Genomic DNA, 21,784 nt, shown 5'->3' with positions numbered 1-21,784 from the left:
CCCGGCGAGCCACACCGCGCGGCAGCGACCGGGGCCGCGGCGCCCCGGTCCCGCCCTGCCCGCTACAGTCCGGAGCCCAGCCCCAGGGCGGCCTGCGGCACCGTCTGCAGCACCGGAGCGATCACCCCCACCTCCGGCAGCTTCGCCTGCGGAAGGCCGGCCCTGCCGGGGTGGGGCGCGGTGAGCGGGGCGTCCAGGTCCAGGCCCGGGCCGAGCGTGCGCAGGTCGGAGGAGGGCGCCTGGAGGCCGAGGTGGTCGAAGTCGTCACCGAGCAGGTGCGGCAGCGGCGCGCGCAGGCCCGCACCGGGCAGTCCGGCCGTGAGCGGCAGCGGCGGGAGCACCCGCTCGGGCAGCAGGCGGCCCTCGACGAACCGCGGGCCCTCGGGCGTGCCGGGCTTCGGCAGCGGCACCTCGCCGCCGACCTCGGGCAGCTCCATGTGCAGGGCCTTCTCCGCGCCCTTCAGCGGCACGGGGACGGGGATCGCGTTCACCGCGGCGGCGGGGGCTGCGCCGGCCGCGGCGGCCACACAGGTGAGCACGGCGGCGAGGGTTCCTCGGGTGGTCGGCTTCATGTCGGGTACGGGCCCTTTCACGAGTTCGGGGGCCAGGGCCTGTCGTCTGGATCATTCCGGCGTCGCGGGGTCTGGGGTCGGCCGAGACGCACCGCACCTCACAGCCGGCCTGATCCAAACGACAGGCCCCGGGCGTGCGTACCGCTCAACGAGCCGGGATTCGCCGGCAGTGCACAATTCGCCCGGCTGCCGCAGTAGTAGGACGGGATCGTTGTCTGCTCACCCGTCTGTCCCACCGGTGCCGGAGGGTGTGCGGGGGTCAGCGGCGCACGCTGCGGACCGGCAGCACGAGGTGCGCGGCGGCCCGCAGGGTCTCCTCGGCGCCGGCGAACTCCGCCAGGGCCTCCGGCTCGACGCTCTTGCCGGGTTCGGCCTCGGGCCATGCGCGCGTGGTGAACACCAGGTAGGCGTAACCGCGCTCGGCGGCCGCGGCGAGCCACTCCGGCGGCGGGGCGCACTGCGCGACGAGCGGGTGCAGGGTGACGACGGCGGCGCCGGACTCGACGAGCAGGGTGACCGGCAGGCTGGGCCGGGTGTTGCCGTCGACGAGGTCGCCGCCGACGGGCAGGCCCTTGTCGCGCAGCAGCCGCTCCACCGCTGCGGCCGTCCCCTCGGGTCCGTCGGCGGTGTCGCCGAGGGAGTAGACGAGGAGGTAGGGCATGTCGGCGCCGTCGGGGGCCTCGCCGCTCCAGGGCATCATCACGAGGGTGCCCAGGTCGGCGGCGCGGAACGGGGCTTCGCTTGAGGTTGAGGTCACCGCGCGACCATATCGGCGGGTTCTGCCGCCGCCCGGCCCGCGCTCACCCGACCGGACGACGGCCGGGGGGTGCTCCACACGATCGAGGGACGCGCCTCGAACAGCGCCTCGCGGACACGACCGAGGGCCGGTTCCGCGTGCGGGCGGGTGCGTTCGCACCCGGCACGGCGGGACCGGCCCTCGGCTCCGGCGCAGGCTCAGCCGCCCAGCGGCAGGCCGCCCAGCAGACCGCTCTTGTTCACGGTGGCGGTGGCGCCGTTCAGCGCGCTGAGCGCGGAGTCCTTGTTCTCGGTGTCCAGCGCGTCCGACTGGTGCTTGAGCGGCATGGCGTCCGCGAGACCGACGTCACCCTTGGCCAGGGTGTTCAGCGCGCCGTTGAGGCTGGTCGGCGTGAGGTCGGAGTTGTTGTAGGCGAACGCGGGGGCGGCGGCGCCCGCGAGGACCATCGACCCGGCGACGACCGCTGCAGCCTTCAGGGACTTCATCGTGTTCCTCTCTTCGGCAACTCAGGTCGCCTCAGGGAATTCTGACGTCGTGCCCAACGACTCGCGCGGGACGCGGAAACCGGGTGCGCAGTGACTTTCTGCTGCGCACCCGGAATGCCACCCGAAGGAAGGGGGTGTCTCATCGGCGTTTCTCAACGTCCTATGAGATCCCCGGAGGGCCGCCGGTCGTCCCGTCACTCACGACGCCGACGGCGCGGGCGTCGCCGGGAGGGGCGCCGGCAGGGTCGTGGCCGCCGGCACGTCGGTCAGCCCGGTGAGACCGGACGTGGACAGACCGCTGTCCGTCAGCGTGGCGTTGACCAGGTTGACCACGCCGGTCACGAGGCCGTTCGTGGCGGGGCCCATCTGGGCGTTGTCCGCCGAGCCGGTGGCCTTGACCAGGGCGTCGACGGCCTTCTGCAGGTCGGCGAGCGCGGCGTCCGTGTGCCCGGACGTGGTCGTCGCGGGGGTGGCCGCGGTGGCCGGCGTGCTCGGCGTGGCGGCGGTGCTCGGGGTGGTGGTGCCCGGGGTGGTGGTGACCGTGGAGGAGACGTTCGTCGCCGACGGCAGGTCCGCCTGCACCTCGGCGAGGACGTCCTGGACGGTGCCGGTGAGGTCGGCCGCGTCGTCGGCGCCGAGCTGGCCGGTGCCGTTGCCGAGGAGGTTGCCGAGGAGGTCGGTGACCGGCTTGAGCAGCGCGCCGAGGTCGCCCAGGCCCGCCACCTGGTCGAGCACGCCGTCCGCGTCGGGGGCGGGCGCCCGGGACGCCGCACGGTGGCCCTCGGGGGCGGTGTCGGCCGCCAGGGCGGAAGGGGCGGCGATGCCGAGGGCGAGGGCGGCGCAGAGTGCGGTGGACGCGACACGCCGGACGGACAGACCACGCATGGGGGTTCCTTTCGATGTGCGAAGGGTCGTGCTCCCACCGTGCGAGCGGCCACTGCGTCGCGCAACCGATCGAATCCGCACGGTGACCACCCGTTCGCCGCAGCGCCGCCGTCCGCCCTGGTGAGACGCCCGGACGGCCGGGCCGAGCCGTGACGCGCACGGCCTGCCCCGTCCCCCCGTTCGGGGGACACGCAACGGACCCCACAACGCGGACCGGCCGCCCTCCTCGCGGAAGGGCGGCCGGTCGGGGTGCGAACGACGTCAGTCGTTGACGCAGGTGTTGCCGAAGGCCGGGTTCAGCAGGCCGATGATGTCGACGGTGTTGCCGCAGACGTTGATCGGGATGTGGATCGGAACCTGGACGACGTTGCCCGAGATGACGCCGGGCGAACCGTGAGCGGCGGCACCCGCGCCGGCGTCGGCGGCGGCCACACCGGCACCGCCGGCGACGGCCGCGACGGCGGCGGAGGTCAGGACCAGGCCCTTCGCGATACGCGACATGGAGAGGTGCTCCTTGGGGTTGAAACAAAACACCCGGGCGATTGCCCGGCGCTGTGTCAACGCCTGACGCCGCCGGGAGTTGTGCCGCCAAAGGAGTGATGCGCCCGCCCCCCGGCTTCACGGTTCCGACACACATGCCGCATTTCACCGGATTAGTCCGGTTGGCAACTAGAGTTGCGGACCTCCGAGGCACCGGCCGAGGCCCCCGACAGGAGACCTCCGGCGGGTGAGCCCTCCGACCACCTGTGCGAACAGGACCGCCCATGCGTTCGATCTGGCCAAGGGGTTGCGGCGCGGTGGTGACCAGCCGGCCCGCCGGCTCGTTTCCCAGCGGGACGCGGCGGGGGCCGACGCGCTCTTCGTCGCCGCCGACGACCGGCAGCCAACGCGTTCCCGCCCGTGACGAGGACCATCCGTGAGCGAGGAAACCGCGCCATGCACCAGCAAGCCACCGCCCCTCGGGCCCGGGTCCTGCATGTCACGCAGCCCGTGGACGGCGGGGTCGCCCAGGTCGTGAGTGACCTGGCGCGCGCCCAGCTCGGCGCCGGTCTCGACGTGGCGGTGGCCTGTCCCGAGGGCCCCCTCGCCGCCGCCTTGCGCGCGCTGGGCGCACAGGTGCGGCCCTGGCCCGCGACCCGCTCGCCCGGCCCCGGCCTCGGCCCCGAGGTGCGGCGCCTCGCCCGGCTGACGGCGGACGCGGACCCGGACGTGGTGCACCTGCACAGCGCGAAGGCCGGGCTCGCCGGGCGGCTGGCCGTGCGCGGGCGGATCCCGACGGTGTTCCAGCCGCACGCCTGGTCCTTCGAGGCGGTCGGCGGGCCGGTGGGCGCGCTCTCGCTGGCCTGGGAGCGATGGGGGGCGCGCTGGGCCTCCCGGGTGGTGTGCGTGAGCGAGGCGGAGCGTGCGCGGGGTGAGCGCGCCGGGGTGCGCGGGCGCTGGTCCGTCGTGCCCAACGGCATCGACACCGACCGCTTCCAACCGGGCGGCGCCGGCCCCGCACGGGCCGCCCTGCTGCCGCAGGAGCAGACGGCGGGCCCGCTCGTGGTGTGCGTGGGACGGCTGTGCCGGCAGAAGGGGCAGGACGTCCTGCTCGACGCATGGGACGCCGTCGTCCGCGAACTTCCCGACGCCCGGCTGGCGTTGGTCGGCGACGGACCCGAGCAGGCGTCCTTGGGCGCCCGCGCCCCGCGGTCCGTGCTGTTCCCGGGTGCCGTCGCCGACCCCCTGCCCTGGTACCGGGCCGCCGACCTGGTGGTGCTGCCCTCGCGCTGGGAGGGCATGGCGCTGGCCCCGCTGGAGGCCATGGCCTGCGAACGGCCGGTGGTGGTCACCGACGTGGACGGCGCCCGCGAGAGCCTGCCGGCCGCCCTCGCCGGACCCGGCCTGGTGCCCCCCGCGGACCCGGCGGCGCTGGCCGGCGCCGTCACCGCGCTGCTGCGCGACGCGTCGCTGCGCGCGTCGCTCGGCCGGCTGGGACGCCGTCACGTCCTGTCCACGCACGACGTGCGGCACACCGCCGAGGCGATCGCGGACGTCTACCGCGCGCTGCTCGGCGGCCGGCCCGCATCCCGCGTCGTGCCCTCCGAGTGCAGGGAGTCCATCCACTCGTGACCGCGGAAAGCACCGTTCCCCCGCCCGGCGCGCAGCCGTACGCGCCCCTCGCGGTCAGGCCGCGGCCCGCCGACGGCTTCCGGTTCCCGCTGCGCCGGCCGCCCGCGCGGCCCGCCTCGCCGCTGCCGCTGCTCGCCGCCGACGCGCTCGCCGCGCTGACCGGCGCGCTCGCCCTCGCCGGGACGCCCCACCACCCGCTCGCCGCCACCGCCCTCCTCGCGGTGACGCTGCTGCTGCGCCCGCAACGCTCCCGGCCGGTGACCGGGGTGCTGGACGAACTGCCCGCCGTCTGCGCCCGGATCGCGGTCGGCTGGCTGGCACTCGCCGCCGCCGTCGCCGCGCTGCGTCCGGAGCACGCGCTGCCCGCCCGCGTCCTGCTGCTCGGCGTGGCCGCGCAGTCGGTGGCCGCCTGCGCCGCCCGCGCCACCGTGCACGGGCGGCGCCGCGCCGCACTGCTGCGCCGTCCCCGCCCCGCCCTGGTCGTCGGCCCCGCCCCGGCCGCGCAGCGGGTGGCCGCCGCGGTGCTGCGTCACCCGCGCTGCGGGGTGCGCCCGGTGGGCGTGGTCGCCGAGCACCCCGAGGGCACCGAGGGCCTGCCCGTGCTCACCACCGGCGAGGAGGTACGGCGGGCACTGCTCCGGCACGGCGTACGGGACGTCCTCGCCGTCCACCCGGCGCTGCGCTCCCCGCAGGGGCCGCTGCTGCGGGCGCTCGCCGAGTCGGGCTGCACGGTGTGGGAACTCGACGCGGACTGCCCGTCGTACGCCTCCCGGGAGCAGCTCGCCGGGTTCGCCTGCCGCCGGCTTCAGCTGGGCGCCCCGAGGCGGAGCCCGGGCAAGCGGCTGCTGGACCTCGCCGTGGCCGGGGCGCTGCTGGTGCCGGCCGGTCCGGTGCTGCTGGTGTGCGCGGCCGTGCTGAGGATCACCGGCGGGCCGGGCGTGCTGTTCCGGCAGGAGCGGATCGGCAAGGACGGGCGGCCCTTCACGCTGCTGAAGTTCCGCACCCACCGGCCCGCCGACGCGCACGAGGCCGCCACCCGCTGGAGCGTGGCCGACGACAGGCAGATGAGCCCCTTCTGCCGCGTGCTGCGCCGCACCTCCCTCGACGAGCTGCCGCAGCTGTGGAACGTCTTCCGCGGCGACATGAGCCTCGTCGGTCCGCGCCCCGAACGCCCGTACTTCGTCGCCCGGTTCAGCCAGACCCACCCCGGCTACGCCGCCCGTCACCGCATGCCGGCCGGCCTGACCGGGCTCGCCCAGATCAACGGGCTGCGCGGTGACACCTCCATCGAGGACCGGGCCCGCTTCGACAACGCCTACATCGACAACTGGTCGCTGTGGCAGGACGTGTGCATCCTGCTGCGCACCGCGGCCGCGCTGCTGCGCCCGAGCGGGAGCTGACCCCCCATGAGCATCGCCCTGCCGCAGCCGCTGCGCCCGCCGATGTCACCGGTGTGGGCGGTGGTGGCCGTGCTCGCCCTGCTCGCCCTGCCGCAGAACCCGGACGCCGAGGGCGGCGCGGGCCCCGCCGACGCGGTGTCCGCGCTGGTGGTCCTGGTGTGCGTCGTACGGCTGCTGCGGCAGCGGCGCCGCCCCCTGTCCCGTACGGCGGCGGTGGTGCTCGGGATGCCGGTGGCCGGGGTGTCGCTCGCGGCGCTGCACGCGGCCTCGGCCGGTGCCGGGATCTCCGGTCTCGGCCGCTACCTCCAGGTCTTCGTCCTGGTCCCGGCGGCGGTCCTGCTGCTGGTCCGGGACCGGCGCGACGCGCGGCTGCTCGCCTGGGCGCTGGTCGGGCTCGCGCTGTGGCAGGGGGCGGTGGGCGTGCACCAGTACCTCACCGCCACCGGCGCCTCCTACCAGGGCGAGGACGTCCGCGCCGTCGGCACGTTCGGCCCGCAGGACGTGATGGGCATGGCCACCGTGGTCTCCCTGGGCCTGGTGACCGCCGTCGGCCTGGCGCTCGGCCACGCGGACGTACGACGCCGGACGGCCGCCGGTGTGTGCGCCGTGGCCCTGCTGCTGCCGCTCGCGGTGTCCTTCAGCCGGGGCGCGTGGATCGCGACCGCCGTGACCTGCGCCGTACAGCTGGTGCTGGCCGGGGTGCGGCGGGCGCTGAAGGTCGCGGCGGCCGTGGTGGCTGCGGGCGTGGTCCTGGTGGGCGGGCTCGGCGTCGGCTCGGTGATGCTCCAGGAGCGGATCAGCAGCATCACACGGGTCACCGACGCGCCGGACCAGTCGGTGACCGACCGGTACACCCTGTGGGCGGCCGCCGTGGACATGTGGCGCGAACAGCCGCTGACCGGCGTCGGGTTGAAGGGCTTCCCGGAGCACCGGGACGCGCACGCCTCCCTCGCCCTGTCCTCCGGCAGCGACACCGAGGGCGCGGGCGCCGCCTTCCGCCGGCAGCCGCTGCTGTCCCCGCACAACATGTACCTGCTGGTGCTGAGCGAACAAGGCCTGCTCGGTCTGCTCGCCCTGGCCGGCGGCTGGCTGGCGCTGCTGGTGTGCGCCGTGCGCGGGCTGCTGCGCACCCGCCGGCACGCAAACCCCGCCCTCGACTGCGCGCTGGTCGCCTGCGGGCTGCTGCTGTGGCAGCTCGTCGACTTCGCGTACGCCGACATCGGCGGCCCCTCGACGGTCCTGACCGCGGTGTGCCTGGGCCTGACGGCGTGGTGGGCACTGGCGGAGACCGCCGGCCGAGGGCAGACCGCCGGCCGGGGAGAGGCCACCGGCCGCGGAGAGGCCACGGGCCGGACGGGGACCGCCCGCGGGGAGGGGGTCCCGCGATGACGGTGACCCCTCCCGGCACCCCTCGCACCGGTCCGCCGGTTCCGGCCGGTCCCCCGGTCCCGGCCGGCGACGCGCACCCACCCGTGTCCGCGGCCCTTCCCCTGCCCCCGCCCGCGACGGCGCCCCACGACTCCTCCGGCGACCACCTCACCCCCGTCTCCTCGCGTTTCCTGGCCCGCGCCGCGCTCGTCACCGCCGCGCTCTCCGTCGCCGGGGCGCTGCTCGGGCTGGTGCGCGACCAGGCGCTGGCGCGGCTGTTCGGCGCCGGGAGCGGCACGGACGCGTTCCTCGTCGCCTGGACGGTGCCGGAGTTCGCGGCGACGCTGCTCATCGAGGACGGACTGGCGTTCGCTCTGGTGCCTGCGTTCAGCCGGGCCCTGGCGCGTCGGGCGCGGGGCGCGCCCGGCGATCCGGTGCGCGCGCTGCTCGCCGCCACCCTGCCCCGCCTCGCGCTCGCCTTCACCGCGACCGGCGCGCTGCTGATCGCCACCGCGCCCTACGTCGTACAGGTACTCGCCCCCGGTCTGCCCGACCCCGCGCTCGCCGCGGACTGCACCCGGCTCACGGCGACCTGCGTGCTCAGCTTCGGGCTCGCCGGGTACTGCAGCGCCCTGCTGCGGGCGCACCGCCGCTTCACCGCCCCGGCGGCGATCTACGTGGCCTACAACGCGGGCATCATCACGGTGATGCCGCTGCTCGGCGGCCGGTTCGGGGTGCGGGCGGCCGCGGCCGGTGTCGCGGTCGGCGGCTGCCTGATGGTCGTCGTACAACTTCCTTCGCTGGTTCGGCAGTTGCGGCGGCACAGGGCTGTGCAGGGGGCCGTCGGGCAGGAGGCCGGGGCGCAGCCGGTGGCGCTGGCGCTGCTCGGCAGTGTGCTGCTGTTCGCGCTGTGCCGGCAGTCACAGGTGCTGATCGAGCGCTACCTCGGCTCCGCCCTCCCGGCCGGGGCGATCTCGCACCTGAACTACGCGCAGAAGGTGGCGCAGATCCCGATGACGCTGTCGGTGATGCTGTGCACGGTCACCTTCCCGGTGGTGGCCCGCGCCCTGGCCGACGGCGACACCGAGCGGGCCCGCGGCCGGGTGGAACGGGACCTGGCGCTGGCCACCTGCCTGGTCCTGCTCGGCACCGCGGTCGCCTGGGCCTGCGCCCCGCAGATCGTCGGACTCCTCTTCCAGCGCGGCGCGTTCACCGCCCGGGACACCGCTGCGACGGCCGGTGTGATGCGGGTGTACGCGCTCGGGCTGCTCGGCCAGACCCTGGTCGGCGTGCTGGTGCGCGCGTACTTCTCGGCGGGCCGCGCCACCTGGTACCCGGTCGCCGCGATGGCCGCGGGAATCGCCGTGACCTGCTGGCTGGGTGCGGCGACCGTGGGCCCCTGGGGGGTGCGGGGCATCGCCGCGGCCAACGCCTGCGGCATCACCGTGACCGCCGCGCTGCTGCTGGCGCGGGCCGGTGCGCTCGGCGTCCCGGTCCGCGTGCCGCGCGTGCTGCGCGAGCTGATCCGGCCGCTCACGGCGGCGGTGGCGGCTACGGCGGCCGGGGCGTTCGCGGCGAGCCGCCCGGAGTCGGCGGTGGCGGGTCTGGCCGTGGGCGGGGCCACCGTCACCTGTGTGTTCGCCCTGCTCTGTCTCGCGCTGGGCGCCGAGGGCTGCGCCCCCGCACTCCGCTCCGTACGAACCGTCACACGGAGGATCACGCATGGCCGCACCCGTTGAGCACTCCACCCGGGGCGTCCGCGTCGGACCGGGCCGCTTCCCGTGGGTGGCGATGTACCACTCGGTGGACGACAGCCGCGACGACCCCTACCGCATCACGGTCACCCCCGACCGGCTCGCCGCGCAGTTCCGGTGGCTGCGCCGGCACGGGCTGCGCGGGGTGTCCCTGGCCGACCTGCTCGCCGCCCGCGCCCGCGGGACCGGGCGCGGCCTGGTCGGGCTCACCTTCGACGACGGGTACGCCGACTTCGTCGACCACGCCCTGCCGCTGCTGCGCCACTTCGGCTTCGGCGCCACCCTGTTCGTGCTGCCCGGCCGGCTCGGCGGTGACAACGCCTGGGACCCGCTCGGCCCGCGCAAGCCGCTGCTGACCGCCGACGGGGTGCGGCGGGCGGCGGCGGCCGGCGTCGAGATCGGCTCGCACGGTCTCACCCACGTCGACCTGACCCGTGCCGACGAGGCGACGCTGCGCGCCGAGACCGCCGCGAGCCGCGCCCTGCTCATCGAGGTCACCGGCCGGGAGGTGCGCGGCTTCTGCTATCCCTACGGCGCCGTCGACGACCGTGCGGTGGCCGCCGTACGCAGCGCCGGATACAGCTACGCCTGCGCCATCGACCCCGGCGCGCTGACCGGTCCGCACGCGCTGCCCCGTGTCCACGTCGACCAGCGCGACACCGCCGTACGGCTGTTCCTCAAACACCGGCTGCACCGGCTGCGCCGCCGGCCGCTCGCGCCGAGCCAGCCGAGTCAGCCGAGCAAGCCGGATGCGCCGGGTACGACGAGCGCGCCGGCCTCGCGCCGGGAAGGAGCACGATGAAGGCCCCGCACAGGAAAGCCCCGCACGTGCAGGCCGGGCACGTGCAGGCCGCGCACCTGAAGGTCCTGCACGTCATCACCGGTCTCGGGGTCGGTGGCGCCGAGCAGCAACTGCGGCTGCTGCTGCGGCACCTGCCCGTCGCGTGCGACGTCGTCACCTTGACCAACCCCGGCCCGGTCGCCGCGGGCCTGGTCGCCGACGGGGTGCGGGTCATCGACCTCGCCATGGCCGGCAACCGCGACCTGGCCGCGCTGCCCCGCCTGGTGAAGGTGATCCGCGCGGGCGGCTACGACCTCGTGCACACCCATCTGTACCGGGCCTGCCTGTACGGCCGGATCGCCGCGCGTCTGGCCGGGGTGCGGGCGGTCGTCGCCACCGAGCACTCCCTCGGCGACACCCAGATGGAGGGCCGCCCGCTGTCCGCCGGGGTACGCGCGCTGTACCTGGCCGGTGAGCGCCTCGGGGCGGCGACCGTCGCCGTCTCCCCGACGGTCGCCGCACGGCTCGACCGGTGGGGTGTGCCCGCCGCCCGCGTCGCGGTCGTCCCCAACGGCATCGACGTGGAGCGCTTCCGCTTCGACCCGCTGCGCCGGCTGGACACCCGCCGGTACCTGGGCCTGCCGGAGAACGCCTACGTCGTCGGCGGCATCGGGCGGCTCGCCCCCGGCAAACGCTTCGACGTCCTGATCCGCGCGTTCGCCCGCCTGCCCGGCGACTGCCGGCTGCTGCTGGTGGGCGGCGGCCCGCAGGAGCCGTCGCTGCGCCGCGCCGCGCGGCAGGCCGGAGTCGCCGACCGGGTGCTGTTCACCGGCGAACGGCCCGCCCTGCCCGACGGCGGCCCCGGCCCGGACCTGCCGTCGCTGGCCAGCGCGATGGACGTCCTGGTCTCACCGTCCGCGGAGGAGGCGTTCGGCCTGGCCGTCGTCGAGGGCCTCGCCTCGGGCTTGCCCGTGCTGTACGCCTCCTGCCCGGCCCTGGAGGACCTGCCCCCGCACACCGCGGCGGGCGCCCGCAAGGTCACGGGCGGCTCCGCGGAGTTCGCCGCGGCCATCGCCGAGGTCCGCGCCCGCGGACCCGTGCGGCACACCGTCCCGCAGGCCGCCCGCCACTACGCCATCGGCCGCAGCGCCGCCCGGCTCATGGACGTGTACACGGCCGCCCTCACCGCCACCTCCACCCCGTCACGCACCGCACCCGCGCAGAAAGCCGGCATGTCATGACCGACACCCCCGCCCGCGCCCACCGCCGTCCCCTTCTCGCCCGGGCCCGGGCGCTGCCGCCGTGGGCGCTGCTCGCGGCCGGCGCGCTGACCGGCGCCCTGGCCGGCGGGGCGTACGGCGTGCTGACACCCGCTCAGTACACGGCGACCGCCTATGTCGTGGCCGTCCCCACCGACAAGGCCGACCCGGCGTCCGCGCTCGGCTTCGCGCAGGCCTACGGCCGGGTCGCCACCCAGCTCGCGGTGCTCGGCGACGCCCAGGGCGCGGCCGGCGTGCCGGCGGCGGAGCTGCGCGGCAGCGTGCAGACGGCGACCTCACCGGACGCCCCGATGGTCTCCGTCACCGCCACCTCCTCCCGGCCCGCCCTGGCCGCCGACATGGCCAACGCCGTCGCCCGCGCCCTGACCCGGCACGCCGACGACAACAAGGGCACCACCCATGTCGAACTCCGCCAGTTCGCCCGCGCCCTGAAGCCGTCCGAGCCGTCCTCGGCCTCCGCCGCGCTCACCACGCTGGTGGGGACGAGTGCGGGCGGACTGCTCGGCGGCCTCGCGCTGCTGGTCCGCCCGCGCCGCGAGGGCGAGGGCGCCGCCGGTGCGCGCCCCGCGTCCGTGCCGGGCCCGGCCCTGGCCGCCGAAGCGCAGGGCACGCTGTGACCCTGGCACCCGCACAGGCACCGCCGCGGTACGCCACCGAGGTCGTCACCGACGAGGCCGCCTTCGCCGCCCTCGGGCCGGCCTGGACCCGGCTGCACCGGCGCTGCTCCACCGCGACCCCGTTCCAGACCCACCCCTGGCTGCACTCCTGGTGGCTGTCGTACGGCCGTCCGGGCCGGCTGCGGCTGCTGCTGGTGCGGCACGGCGCCGATCTGGTCGCCGCGGCCCCGCTGACCGCCGTGCACCGGCCGCTGCCCGCGCTGGTGCCGCTGGGCGGGGCGATCTCCGACTACGGCGACGTACTGGTGGACGACGCACACGCCGACGCCGCGCTCACCGCCCTGACCGGGTTGCTCGCCGACGCCGCCCGCACCGCGCTGATCGACCTGCGCGAGGTGCGGCCCGGCGGCGCGGCGCAGGCCGTCCACGACCGCTGGCCCGGCCCCCGGCGGCGGGTGGCGGACTCCCTGTGCCTGGAGCTGCCCGCCGTCCCGCTCGGCGACCTGGTCGCGCGGCTGCCCTCGGCGAAGGCGCAGCAGCGGGTGCGGGCCAAGCTGCGCAGGCTCGACGCGCTCGGCGTGCGGCGCCGGAGCGTGGACGCGGACCGGGTGCCGGAGGCGGTGGAGTGCCTGCTTCGGCTGCACCGCTTGCAGTGGCAGGACCGCGGGGTGACCGGCGAGCACCTGCTGCCGCGGTTCCGCGACCATCTGGCGCGCGCTGCGGGGGCGATGGTGCGCTCGGGCGACGCCGTGGTCACCGAGTTCCTGCTGGACGAGGAGGTGGTGGCCGTCGACCTGACCCTGCGCTCGCCGCACCTGACGGGCGGCTACCTGTACGGCGCCCATCCCGCCCTGCGCGAGCGCAAGGCCGACGTGGCCGTGATGCTGCTGGACGCCTGCGCCGGACACGCCCGCGCGCCCGGCACGCTGAGCCTGCTGCGCGGCGACGAGCCGTACAAGCGGCACTGGCGTCCCGAACCGGTCGTCAACCAGCGGCTGCTGCTGGCCCGCCGGCGTACGGCGCCGCTGCTCGCGGCGGCGCTCGGCGAGGCGACAGCGCGGCGCCGCGCCAAGGAGCTGCTGCGGCGCCGCGGGTGACGGCCTGATCGACGGGACACCCTAGCGGGGCGCCCCCTGGCGGTGGCGGGTGAACCAGTCGACCTTGATGCACAGCTTCCCGCCGAGCCAGTACTCCACCCAGTCGCCCAGGTCCAGCGGCGAACAGCTCTTGGACGGCTTCGGCGTCGTCGGGGGCTCGGGGGTGACCGGTGTGGACGGCGCGGTGGGCACGGTGGGCGGTGTGACCGGCGTGACCGGGGTGGTGGGCTCGGTCGGCTGCGGGGTGGCCGGGTGGCCCTGGCCGGACAGCACGGACCGGTAGACCTGGGCGGCGCGCGGGTTGCCGGAGCACTGCCAGACGCCGTGCGGGCAGTAGTCGGTCAGCGTGTTGTACACCGGCTTGTGCTCGGCCATCCAGGCGAGCATGCCGCGCATGTACTCCGGGTTGTCGCCGTTGCGGAACAGGCCCCACTCCGGGAACGAGATCGCCTTGTGGTGGGCCTTGGCGAAGTCGGCGTGCGCCTGCAGGCCGTAGGGTTCGCGCACCTGCTCGGCGAAGGGCATCCCGGACGGCTGGTCGTAGGCGTCCATGCCGACGATGTCGACCGTGTCGTCACCGGGGTAGCACTCGGTCCAGGGCACCGCGTCCCGGCCGCGGCTCGGGGTGAAGTCGAAGCGGAACCGCTGCCCCGGCACCGACCGCATGGCGGTGACGATCCGCTGCCAGTACGCCTTCCACGCCTGGGGGTCGGGGCCGCAGCGGTGCGTGTAGGTGATGCCGTTCATCTCCCAGCCGAGCACGATCACCGTGTCGGGCACCTGGAGCTCCACCAGCCGCTCGGCGAGCCTGCGGAAGTGGTGGTCGTACTGCCCGGCGGCGCCCTGCCGGAGCATCCGGCGGACCTCGGCGTCGGGGACGCCCTCCTCGTTGCGCTCCAGCATGGGCACGTTGAGGACGAGCATCCGGTCGGCCTTCTGGCGCCGCCAGTCCGCCCAGACGTCGAGGAAGCCGGGCGGCCCCTCGATGTTCCGCCAGCGGTCGCCCGGCAGATAGGTGTGGCCGACGCGGATCTCGGCACCGCCCAGCCACTGGCTGAGCGCGGCCATCCGGGCCACCCCGAGCGGCCCGTAGTCGAGGTAGGCGCCGAAGGCGGGGACGACCGGTTCGGGGCTCTTCGACGCGCCGGGCGGGGCCGGAGCGGTCACCGTCGTGGCGGGCGGTGCGGGGGGCGTCGTCGTGGCGGGCGGGGCCGCCGAGGACGGCGCCGGGGCGGGGGCGGCCGGTGACGCCGCGGTGACCGGAGCGGGAGCGGGCGGGTCGCCGGGCCGGACGGGGCCGGCGGCGAAGCCGGGGACCGGGGCCAGGGCCGCCGACGCGGCGACCACGGCCGCGAGGACCGCCGTCCGCCGGCACCGTGCGCGTCGCTGCTGTGGGGCCATGCCTGCTCCTCTCTCCGCTCCCGCGCCGTCGGCCGGAGCCGGCTGACACGCCGTGAGTTACTGACACTCAGTCATACGAGAGGACGATCTGCCACCGTGCCGCCGCGTCCGGGTGAGGCACTCCCCCGCACAGGTGACGGGCGGGGCCCGGGCACGAGAAGGCCCCGCACCGGGGAGGTGCGGGGCCGAAGGCCGAAGGGGTCATCGATGAGACGCGGAACGGCCCCGTCGGTACAGGATCACGCCGCCGGCGATCAGCGCGGCGCTGACTCCGGACGCGGCCAGCATGGCGGCGCTACCGGTCTCGGGCAGGCTCGGGTGGTGATGCCCGTGGTGCCCGTGCCCACCGTGCTCCCCGCCGGGCGGAGTGCTGTACGGCGGGGTCGTGTGCGGCGGAGGGGTGGTGTGCGGGGGCGTGGTGTGCGGCGGAGGCGACGTGTGCGGCGGCCTCGTGGTGGGGGGCGGTGAGGTGTGCGGCGGGGGCGAGGTGTGTGGTGGCTTCGTCGTGGGAGGCGGCGTCGTCACCGGCGGGCTCGTGTGCGGGGGCGGTGAGGTGTGCGGCGGGGGCGAGGTGTGCGGCGGCCTCGTCGTGGGAGGCGGCGTCGTCACCGGCGGGCTCGTGTACGGGGGCGGCGTGGTGTGCGGCGGTGACGAGTGGTCGCCGTATCCGCCACCGGGGGTGTCGCCGTAGCCCCCGCCGGAGTGGTCACCGTGTCCACCGCCCGGGGTGTCGCCGTACCCTCCGCCGGGGGTGTCGTCGTGCCCGCCGCCCGGGGTGTCGCCGTAACCCCCGCCGGAGGTCTCGTCGTGCCCGCCGCCGGACGAGTGCCCGTGGCCCACGCCCGGGATGTCCGGGACATGGACGCCGCCCGGGACGTGCACACCGGCGCCGGGGAAGTCGTCGCCGTGACCGTCGTCGTCGGACGACCTGGTGTGGGCGCGCGGCGCGTGGGAGCGCGCGGCGTTGGCGCAGGAGTTGCCGAACGCCGGGTCGAGAGCGGCGATGACGTCGATGGAGTTGCCGCAGGCGTTCAGCGGCACCTCGACCGGGACTTGGACGCTGTTGCCGGACAGGGCGCCCGGCGAGTAGTGGGCCACGCCGGCCGCATCCGCGTCGGCGAGGGCGGGACTTCCGTACAGGGACAGAATGCTCGTCGCGGCGGCGGCAGCGACCATTCCCCTGCTCAGGCTCTGTCGCAATCTCGTGGTCTTCCTGCTGGGAGAGGTAGGAAAAGGCCGGCCTTGGCACAGTGAAGCCGTGGTCCAAGGCCGGCCTTGTCACAGCCGAGCGGCTGAGATGTCCTGAGCGTCAGTCGTTGACGCAGACGTTGCCGAACGCCGGGTTGAGCAGACCGATCACGTTGATGCTGTTGCCGCAGACATTGGCCTGCAGGTTGATCGGCACCTGGACGACGTTGCCGGACAGGAAGCCCGGGGAGTTGACGGCGGCACCCTCGGCCGACGCGCCGCCGTCGGCGAACGCGGGGGCGGCAGCGCCGAGAGCCAGGACCAGGCCGGCGACGACAGCGGCACACTTCTTCATGGAATTTCCCTTCTCTGCGGTCATGCACCGTGTCGGCCGGCCCTTTCGGGCAGAACCGAGCGAGCGCAGTCGGAACGGCTCGCACCATGACCTGCAGGCTGCAGAACGAGAGATAGACATTCGCTGAACCGACGGAACGTGTGTCGCCGGGTAATTCACTCGAACGCCTTGTCAGATGAACACACGGGCATCTTGTGTGAACCCGTTTGCCGGACCGCAGCACGGTCGGGAAGAAGAAGGAGAACGCCGCGCCGCCACGGCGGAAAAAGGGAAATGTCCCGGGCCGACACGGCCGCGCGGACCGCGCCGCGGCCGCCCGCGTGAGGAGTGCGGACGGCCGCGGCGCGAGGTGGACGGCGTGGGTCAGCCGTTCGCGGCGAGGACCGAGATGTCGTCCAGGATGTGGGACGCCGGGTCGTCGCCCTTGGCCTGGGTGGAGTTCTCGGCGCACTCCTGGAACTGCGGGGCGGACAGGACCGGGATGTCCTGGACACCGACGTTGGCGATGATCGCGGCGATGTTCTGGACGTCCGCCTTGGCCGGCAGGCCGACGCAGAGCTTGTTGACGGAGCCCTGGACCAGGGTCGCCTGCGGGCTCATCTTGCCCTTGGTGACCGAGTTGCCGAACGACTCGTGGGCGCCGTTACCGCTCGCGGACCACGTGGAGTTGCCGTCGCCGGTGGCAAGCGCCTGGGGGGCTGCCGCAGCCGTGACACCGGCGACCGACGCGGCGACCGCCACCGCGGCCATTGCCTTCTTCAGCATTTCGCTTTCCTTTCCTGGCACCTGGCCAAGACGCGTGTTCCTGCCCCCGCATCAACCCGGCGGAAGGGGAATGGTTGCGGGTCTTCACCCGATCGGCGCGTTCGGCGGCGCGGCATTCACGGAAATGCGCGCGGAACGGGTCGCCGAGCCGGTTCCGCACTGTGGGCCATCGGAGTGAATGGCAGGAACCTAGCCCGCCATGGGGAGTTGACCAGGACGCTCCGGTGACGGGGTTTCTTCAGAAGGGACAAGCAAGTGATCAAGAAGGTACTGGCTTCCGCCGCGGTCGCCGCCTCCGTCGTCGGCGCCTCCGCTGCCGTCGCGCCCCAGGCTTTCGCGCACGGCGACGGCAACGGCACCTGGTCCGCCAGCGGCAACGGCGCTACGCAGTCGTTCGGCAACTCGGCCACCTACGGGAACATGAGCCCGCAGCTCGCGCTGATCCAGGGCTCCTTCAACAAGCCCTGCATCGGCCTGCCGGCCAAGGCCGACGTCCAGAACATCCTCGCCCTGGTCAACGTCGGCGTCCAGGACATCCCGATCCTGTCCTCGCCGCAGTACCAGCAGTGCGTGGAGAACTCCACGCAGGCCAAGGGTGACGACTCGCTGTCGCACGTCCTCGACGACCTCGCGGTCCTCGCCTCGAACGGCTGACGGGTCCCTCCCGGGCATCGGGCTCGCCCCGTCGAGTCCTGGGCCGGCCCCGCCGGCCCTCAGCGAGCCGCCGTTCCCCCCGGCGGCTCGCTTCTTCGTCGTACCGGAGGTTGCTCGCCGGGTTCACCGGTGAGGCGCGTGAGCCACGCCGGAGTGCGTTACTCCAATCGGGGCACAAGCCGCAACCCGGGCGGCCTCCCGAACGTTGACGATCATGCAGCTCCTCCCCTGGAGTCCGCTTTTTCGAAGGGAAAAGAACATGAAGAAGCTGTGGGCCACCGCGGCTCTCACCGCGACGCTCGCCGGTGTGACGGCGGCGACCGCTCCCCAGGCCCTCGCCCACGGTGACGGCGACGGCACCTGGTCCGCCAGCGGCAACGGCGCCAAGTCGGAGTTCGGCAACTCGGCCACGTTCGGTGACCAGAGCCCGCAGCTCTCGCTGGTCCAGGGCTCGCTGAACAAGCCCTGCATCGGCCTGCCGGCCAAGGCCGACGTCCAGAACATCCTCGCCCTGGTCAACGTCGGCGTCCAGGACATCCCGGTCCTGTCCTCGCCGCAGTACCAGCAGTGCGCCGAGAACTCCACGCAGGCGAAGGGCGACGACGCTCTGTCGCACGTCCTCGACGACATCTCGGTGCTCGCCGAGAACGGCTGATCCGACGCATCGCCTCCGCGAGACGGCGGGTCACCGGGTTTCCCCCGGTGGCCCGCCGTTCGTCTTGTCCGGACGCTGCACGTGAGCGCCACCGGCAGGGTCAGCTGACGATGTCCTTGCGGGCGAAGCCCCGGTAGGCCAGCGCGAACAGCACCAGCGCGTACGTCACCGACACGGCGCTGCCCTGGATCATGCCGGACCACTCCGGGCGGGGCTGGACGGCGTCGGCCCAGGCGAACTGCCAGTGCGCCGGCAGGAAGTCACGCCAGTGACCGAGGGCGGTGACGGCGTCGAGGACGTTGCCGACGATGGTCAGCCCGACCGCGCCGCCGACCGCGCCGAGCGGGGCATCGGTCCGCGTCGACAGCCAGAACGCGAGGCCCGCGGTGACCAGCTGGGAGACGAAGACGTAGGCCACGACCACCGCGAGCCGCTGCGCCGCCGTGCCGGCGTCGAGGGCGCCGCCGGTGGGGAGTTGCAGCGGTCCCCAGCCGTAGACGGCGGTGCCGACGGCGAGCGCGACGAGCGGCAGCAGCACCATCGCGGCGAGGCTGAGGCCGAGCCCGACGAGCAGCTTCGAGGTCAGCAGCCGCGCGCGGGGCACGGGCGCGGCCAGCAGATAGCGCAGCGAGGACCAGCTCGCCTCCGAGGCCACGGTGTCCCCGCAGAACAGGGCGACCGGGACGACCAGCAGGAAGCCCGCCGAGACGAACAGGTTGACGGCGGCGAAGTTGGCGCCGGACGCGGTGGCCGTGTCCATCAGCGTCACCCGGCCGTTGCGGCCGCTCGGGTCGCCTCCGATGGCGAAGGCGACGACCAGCACGAACGGCAACAGGGCGAGGATCGCGCCCATGACGAGCGTGCGGCGCCGCCGCAGCTGGCGGACCAGCTCCACGCGCAGGGGCAGGGTGCGGCCGGGACGGTAGCCGGAGGCCGTGGCGCCCCGCTCGGTCAGCGTGCTCATGCGGAACCTCCGATCAGCGTGAGGAAGGCGTCCTCCAGGCGGCGGTGCGGGCCGACGGACGTCACGGGGACGTCGAGCCGGACCAGCTCGGCGACGAGGGCCTGCGCGGTGCCGTCCGCGCCGAGTCTCACCAGCAGTCCGGTCTCCGCGCGGACCGCGGAGGCGACGCCGGGCAGCGCGGCGACCTTCTCCACGAGCACGCCCTGCACAGGGGCGGCGGTGCCGACGAGCAGGGTGTCGCCGGAGCCGGTGATCGCGGCGACCTCGCCGGCCTGCACGAGCCGGCCGCGGTCCATGACCACCAGGTGCGTGCAGGACTGCTCGACCTCCGCCAGCAGATGGCTGGAGACGATCACCGTGCGGCCGGCGGCCGCATAGCGGATCATCACCTCGCGCATCTCGCGGATCTGCGGCGGGTCGAGACCGTTGGTCGGCTCGTCCAGGATGAGCAGGTCCGGCAGGCCGAGCATGGCCTGGGCGATGGCCAGGCGCTGGCGCATGCCCTGGGAGTAGGTGCGCACGGCCCGGTCGAGGGCGCTGCCCAGGCCGGCGATCTCCAGGGCCTCGTCGAGGTGGGCGTCGCCGGGCGGGCGGCCGGTGGCCCGCCAGTACAGCTCCAGGTTCTCCCGGCCCGACAGGTGCGGCAGGAAGCCGGCGCCCTCCACGAACGCGCCGACCCGGGACAGCACCGGCGCGCCGGGCCGGATCGCGTGCCCGAAGACCCGGATCTCCCCGCCGTCGGGCCGGATCAGACCCATCAGCATGCGCAGCGTGGTGGTCTTCCCTGCGCCGTTCGGCCCGAGCAGGCCGAGCACCTGGCCCTTGTCCACCCGGAAGGACAGCTCGCGCACGCTGTAGCTCTGGCCGCGGGCGTACTTCTTGCTCAGTTGGGTGATCTGCAGCGGCACGTCGGCCAGGGCGGGATCGGGCTCCGGGGCCGAGGTGGGGCGGCGGGCGGTGAGCAGCAGGGCGAGGGCCGCGACGGCGCCCGCGAGGGGCAGCCACCACACCCAGGACGGCAGCGGCGCGGCGGCGGTCGTCACACCGGGCGCGGTGGGCACGCTCAGGGCGCCCTTCAGGGAGACGGTGTACGTCGCCGGGGCGGCCGGGGAGGCGTAGCCGAGGTCGGTGGAGGCGAGGACCAGGCGCAGCCGGTGACCGCGCTGCACCTCGTGGTCGATCGCCGGGAGCGTGAGGGTGACGTCCTTGCCGCGCCGGGCGCCCTCCACGCGGACGGGGGCGACGAGCTGGGCGGGCAGCACGGGGCGGGCGGCGCCGGGTCCGACGTCGTAGACCTTGCCGAAGAGCACGGTGTCGTCGCTGGTGGAGGTGATGTGCACGGTGGCCGTCGGGGATCCGGTGACGGTGAGGTCGCGGGTCAGCGGGGCCGAGGTGAAGGCGGCGTACTGGCCGGGGAAGTCGAGGGAGACGCCGAGGCCGAGGGAGGAGAGCTGTCCGAGGCCCGTGCCGCCGCCGAGGCCGGGCAGGGCGGAGACGGCGGGCGGGGAGGCGCCGGCCGGGTTGTCGACGCGCTGGGTGCCTCCGGTCAGCGGGATGGCGCGCGGGCTGCCGCGCAGGCCCGGGTAGGTGTCGCCGCTCGCTCCGCGCAGCTGGGCGGTGCCGTCGGTGGAGTCGACGCCTCCGGTGCGGGTGACGCGGAAGGCGGGCCCGGTGGCGGCGCTGCGCTCGCCCTTGAGGTAGCGGTCGAACCAGTCGGTCACCCGGCTCTGGACGCGGCCCGGCTCGAGGTCGCCGCCGTCGTGGCCGCCCGCGATCCAGTCGACGTCGACGGGGGCGCCGTTCGCCCGGATCGCGCGCGCGGCGGCGTCGGCCTGGCCGAGCGGGAAGAGGGAGTCGCTCTGCCCCTGCACCAGCAGGGTGGGCACCTTGATGCGGCCGGCGACGGCGGAGGGGGAGCGCTCTTCGAGCAGCCGCCGTGCCGCTGCGTCCGGCCGTCCCGTCTCGGCGACCCGCTGGTACATCCGGCATAGCTCGGGTTCGAACTTCGCGCAGCCGCCGCCGGTGGAGAAGAAGACACCCGTCCAGAGCTTCTTGAACACGCCGCCAGGGAACAGGGCGTCGGCGAGGTTCCAGTAGGTGATCGCCGGGGCGATGGCGTCGACCCGCCGGTCGTACCCGGCGGCGAGGAGGGCGGTGGCCCCGCTGTAGGAGGCGCCGGCGACGCCGACGCGCGGGTCGCCGGGCTTGTCGAGGCGCACCTGCGGCTGCCGGGCCAGCCAGTCGACGAGCGCCCGGACGTCGGCGATCTCGCCGCGCGGGTCGTTCAGCCCGATCTTTCCGCTCGACCTGCCGAAGCCGCGTGCCGACCAGGTCAGCACCGCGTAGCCGTCGCGGGCGAGGTTCTCGGCCTGCTGCCGTACGTCGTCCTTGCTGCCGCCGAAGCCGTGCCCCAGCAGGACGGCGGGGCGGCGGCCCGGGGCTCCGGCGGTGAACCAGGAGGTGTCCAGGTGTTCGCCGTCGACGGCGAGCACCTGGTCGGTGCGGTGCACCGGGGCCGGGGTGTCGGAGGCGACGGCCGTCCAGGTGCCGGCTCCGGCGAGCACGACGAGGGCGGCCCCGGCGGCCAGCAGCCGTCGGGGTCCGTGCAGCAGCCCTCGCACACCCTTCGGGATGCGCCCGCGAAGATCCATGCGTCAACGGTACGGTGCGCCGCTGACAACGGCGGCAGCCCAG

The 21,784-nt window shown here is 75.0% G+C and carries 21 protein-coding genes; 10 read left to right on the top strand and 11 right to left on the bottom strand.

Annotated elements, in window-relative coordinates:
• Positions 1-62: 62 nt before the first annotated feature.
• The 5 genes from ACZ64A_RS26325 to ACZ64A_RS26305 all read right to left on the bottom strand — a co-directional run bounded on the left by ACZ64A_RS26325 (position 63) and on the right by ACZ64A_RS26305 (position 3,200).
• Positions 63-572 (bottom strand): hypothetical protein, encoded by a 510-nt coding sequence (locus tag ACZ64A_RS26325; RefSeq protein ID WP_469813644.1) that lies wholly within the window; start codon positions 570-572, stop codon positions 63-65.
• Between the two features lie 259 nt (positions 573-831).
• Positions 832-1,329 (bottom strand): DUF5949 family protein, encoded by a 498-nt coding sequence (locus ACZ64A_RS26320; protein WP_469813642.1) that lies wholly within the window; start codon positions 1,327-1,329, stop codon positions 832-834.
• A gap of 197 nt (positions 1,330-1,526) precedes the next feature.
• Complete coding sequence (locus ACZ64A_RS26315; protein ID WP_469813641.1) at positions 1,527-1,814, bottom strand: hypothetical protein; 288 nt, start codon at positions 1,812-1,814, stop codon at positions 1,527-1,529.
• 198 nt (positions 1,815-2,012) lie between these two features.
• On the bottom strand, positions 2,013-2,699 hold the full coding sequence (locus tag ACZ64A_RS26310) for a hypothetical protein (protein WP_469813639.1): 687 nt from the start codon (positions 2,697-2,699) through the stop codon (positions 2,013-2,015).
• Between the two features lie 261 nt (positions 2,700-2,960).
• Positions 2,961-3,200 (bottom strand): chaplin, encoded by a 240-nt coding sequence (locus tag ACZ64A_RS26305; protein ID WP_469813637.1) that lies wholly within the window; start codon positions 3,198-3,200, stop codon positions 2,961-2,963.
• A 435-nt stretch (positions 3,201-3,635) separates the two neighbouring features.
• Between ACZ64A_RS26305 and ACZ64A_RS26300 the strand changes: the two genes are divergently transcribed.
• The 8 genes from ACZ64A_RS26300 to ACZ64A_RS26265 are packed head-to-tail and all read left to right on the top strand — an operon-like array spanning position 3,636 to position 13,108.
• Positions 3,636-4,811 carry a glycosyltransferase family 4 protein gene (locus tag ACZ64A_RS26300; RefSeq protein ID WP_469813635.1) on the top strand — a complete coding sequence of 392 codons (1,176 nt, stop codon included), beginning with the start codon at positions 3,636-3,638 and terminating at the stop codon, positions 4,809-4,811.
• Positions 4,808-6,211 carry an exopolysaccharide biosynthesis polyprenyl glycosylphosphotransferase gene (locus tag ACZ64A_RS26295; RefSeq protein ID WP_469813633.1) on the top strand — a complete coding sequence of 468 codons (1,404 nt, stop codon included), beginning with the start codon at positions 4,808-4,810 and terminating at the stop codon, positions 6,209-6,211. The genes ACZ64A_RS26300 and ACZ64A_RS26295 overlap by 4 nt, the downstream gene beginning before the upstream one ends.
• A gap of 6 nt (positions 6,212-6,217) precedes the next feature.
• Positions 6,218-7,600: an O-antigen ligase family protein gene (locus tag ACZ64A_RS26290; protein ID WP_469813631.1), complete on the top strand. Its 1,383-nt coding sequence runs from the start codon at positions 6,218-6,220 to the stop codon at positions 7,598-7,600.
• Positions 7,597-9,318: a murein biosynthesis integral membrane protein MurJ gene (gene murJ / locus ACZ64A_RS26285; RefSeq protein ID WP_469813629.1), complete on the top strand. Its 1,722-nt coding sequence runs from the start codon at positions 7,597-7,599 to the stop codon at positions 9,316-9,318. The genes ACZ64A_RS26290 and murJ overlap by 4 nt, the downstream gene beginning before the upstream one ends.
• Positions 9,302-10,135, top strand: coding sequence for a polysaccharide deacetylase family protein (locus tag ACZ64A_RS26280; RefSeq protein WP_469813627.1), 834 nt, complete (start codon positions 9,302-9,304; stop codon positions 10,133-10,135). Before murJ ends, ACZ64A_RS26280 begins: the two co-directional genes overlap by 17 nt.
• Positions 10,132-11,355 carry a glycosyltransferase gene (locus ACZ64A_RS26275; RefSeq protein WP_469813625.1) on the top strand — a complete coding sequence of 408 codons (1,224 nt, stop codon included), beginning with the start codon at positions 10,132-10,134 and terminating at the stop codon, positions 11,353-11,355. Before ACZ64A_RS26280 ends, ACZ64A_RS26275 begins: the two co-directional genes overlap by 4 nt.
• Positions 11,352-12,011, top strand: coding sequence for a YveK family protein (locus tag ACZ64A_RS26270; protein ID WP_469813623.1), 660 nt, complete (start codon positions 11,352-11,354; stop codon positions 12,009-12,011). The genes ACZ64A_RS26275 and ACZ64A_RS26270 overlap by 4 nt, the downstream gene beginning before the upstream one ends.
• Positions 12,008-13,108 (top strand): GNAT family N-acetyltransferase, encoded by a 1,101-nt coding sequence (locus ACZ64A_RS26265; protein ID WP_469813621.1) that lies wholly within the window; start codon positions 12,008-12,010, stop codon positions 13,106-13,108. The genes ACZ64A_RS26270 and ACZ64A_RS26265 overlap by 4 nt, the downstream gene beginning before the upstream one ends.
• A gap of 21 nt (positions 13,109-13,129) precedes the next feature.
• Here the strand turns inward: ACZ64A_RS26265 and ACZ64A_RS26260 are convergent, their stop codons facing one another.
• From ACZ64A_RS26260 to ACZ64A_RS26245, 4 genes are all read right to left on the bottom strand, one after another.
• Positions 13,130-14,509, bottom strand: coding sequence for a glycoside hydrolase family 26 protein (locus ACZ64A_RS26260; protein ID WP_469813620.1), 1,380 nt, complete (start codon positions 14,507-14,509; stop codon positions 13,130-13,132).
• A 201-nt stretch (positions 14,510-14,710) separates the two neighbouring features.
• Entirely contained in the window at positions 14,711-15,685 is a 975-nt protein-coding gene (locus tag ACZ64A_RS26255; protein ID WP_469813618.1) for a chaplin, read from the bottom strand.
• 133 nt (positions 15,686-15,818) lie between these two features.
• A complete protein-coding gene (locus ACZ64A_RS26250) occupies positions 15,819-16,052 on the bottom strand; it encodes a chaplin (RefSeq protein ID WP_361623061.1) in 234 nt (77 codons plus the stop codon).
• Between the two features lie 363 nt (positions 16,053-16,415).
• Positions 16,416-16,817, bottom strand: coding sequence for a rodlin (locus ACZ64A_RS26245; RefSeq protein WP_469813616.1), 402 nt, complete (start codon positions 16,815-16,817; stop codon positions 16,416-16,418).
• A gap of 255 nt (positions 16,818-17,072) precedes the next feature.
• Here ACZ64A_RS26245 and ACZ64A_RS26240 point away from each other — a divergent pair, with 255 nt between their 5' ends.
• Both ACZ64A_RS26240 and ACZ64A_RS26235 read left to right on the top strand, forming a co-directional pair.
• Complete coding sequence (locus tag ACZ64A_RS26240; protein ID WP_469813614.1) at positions 17,073-17,471, top strand: rodlin; 399 nt, start codon at positions 17,073-17,075, stop codon at positions 17,469-17,471.
• A 259-nt stretch (positions 17,472-17,730) separates the two neighbouring features.
• Positions 17,731-18,126 (top strand): rodlin, encoded by a 396-nt coding sequence (locus ACZ64A_RS26235; RefSeq protein ID WP_469813612.1) that lies wholly within the window; start codon positions 17,731-17,733, stop codon positions 18,124-18,126.
• Between the two features lie 100 nt (positions 18,127-18,226).
• On the opposite strand, the gene ACZ64A_RS26230 is transcribed toward ACZ64A_RS26235, so the two are convergent.
• Positions 18,227-19,090 carry an ABC transporter permease gene (locus ACZ64A_RS26230; RefSeq protein WP_469813610.1) on the bottom strand — a complete coding sequence of 288 codons (864 nt, stop codon included), beginning with the start codon at positions 19,088-19,090 and terminating at the stop codon, positions 18,227-18,229.
• A complete protein-coding gene (locus ACZ64A_RS26225; protein WP_469813609.1) occupies positions 19,087-21,741 on the bottom strand; it encodes an alpha/beta fold hydrolase in 2,655 nt (884 codons plus the stop codon). Before ACZ64A_RS26225 ends, ACZ64A_RS26230 begins: the two co-directional genes overlap by 4 nt.
• Positions 21,742-21,784 lie beyond the last annotated feature (43 nt).

Source organism: Streptomyces sp. NPDC104814, assembly GCF_055583185.1.
This window is presented reverse-complemented; position numbering and strand designations above follow the sequence as displayed.

What these genes read in the sequence shown, in the direction of transcription:
- ACZ64A_RS26325 (WP_469813644.1), bottom strand. Translation starts at nt 572, where the DNA reads ATGAAGCCGACCACCCGAGGAACCCTCGCCGCCGTGCTCACCTGTGTG.
- ACZ64A_RS26315 (WP_469813641.1), bottom strand. Translation starts at nt 1,814, where the DNA reads ATGAAGTCCCTGAAGGCTGCAGCGGTCGTCGCCGGGTCGATGGTCCTC.
- ACZ64A_RS26310 (WP_469813639.1), bottom strand. Translation starts at nt 2,699, where the DNA reads ATGCGTGGTCTGTCCGTCCGGCGTGTCGCGTCCACCGCACTCTGCGCC.
- ACZ64A_RS26305 (WP_469813637.1), bottom strand. Translation starts at nt 3,200, where the DNA reads ATGTCGCGTATCGCGAAGGGCCTGGTCCTGACCTCCGCCGCCGTCGCG.
- ACZ64A_RS26300 (WP_469813635.1), top strand. Translation starts at nt 3,636, where the DNA reads ATGCACCAGCAAGCCACCGCCCCTCGGGCCCGGGTCCTGCATGTCACG.
- ACZ64A_RS26290 (WP_469813631.1), top strand. Translation starts at nt 6,218, where the DNA reads ATGAGCATCGCCCTGCCGCAGCCGCTGCGCCCGCCGATGTCACCGGTG.
- murJ (WP_469813629.1), top strand. Translation starts at nt 7,597, where the DNA reads ATGACGGTGACCCCTCCCGGCACCCCTCGCACCGGTCCGCCGGTTCCG.
- ACZ64A_RS26280 (WP_469813627.1), top strand. Translation starts at nt 9,302, where the DNA reads ATGGCCGCACCCGTTGAGCACTCCACCCGGGGCGTCCGCGTCGGACCG.
- ACZ64A_RS26275 (WP_469813625.1), top strand. Translation starts at nt 10,132, where the DNA reads ATGAAGGCCCCGCACAGGAAAGCCCCGCACGTGCAGGCCGGGCACGTG.
- ACZ64A_RS26270 (WP_469813623.1), top strand. Translation starts at nt 11,352, where the DNA reads ATGACCGACACCCCCGCCCGCGCCCACCGCCGTCCCCTTCTCGCCCGG.
- ACZ64A_RS26260 (WP_469813620.1), bottom strand. Translation starts at nt 14,509, where the DNA reads ATGGCCCCACAGCAGCGACGCGCACGGTGCCGGCGGACGGCGGTCCTC.
- ACZ64A_RS26255 (WP_469813618.1), bottom strand. Translation starts at nt 15,685, where the DNA reads ATGGTCGCTGCCGCCGCCGCGACGAGCATTCTGTCCCTGTACGGAAGT.
- ACZ64A_RS26250 (WP_361623061.1), bottom strand. Translation starts at nt 16,052, where the DNA reads ATGAAGAAGTGTGCCGCTGTCGTCGCCGGCCTGGTCCTGGCTCTCGGC.
- ACZ64A_RS26245 (WP_469813616.1), bottom strand. Translation starts at nt 16,817, where the DNA reads ATGCTGAAGAAGGCAATGGCCGCGGTGGCGGTCGCCGCGTCGGTCGCC.
- ACZ64A_RS26235 (WP_469813612.1), top strand. Translation starts at nt 17,731, where the DNA reads ATGAAGAAGCTGTGGGCCACCGCGGCTCTCACCGCGACGCTCGCCGGT.
- ACZ64A_RS26230 (WP_469813610.1), bottom strand. Translation starts at nt 19,090, where the DNA reads ATGAGCACGCTGACCGAGCGGGGCGCCACGGCCTCCGGCTACCGTCCC.
- ACZ64A_RS26225 (WP_469813609.1), bottom strand. Translation starts at nt 21,741, where the DNA reads ATGGATCTTCGCGGGCGCATCCCGAAGGGTGTGCGAGGGCTGCTGCAC.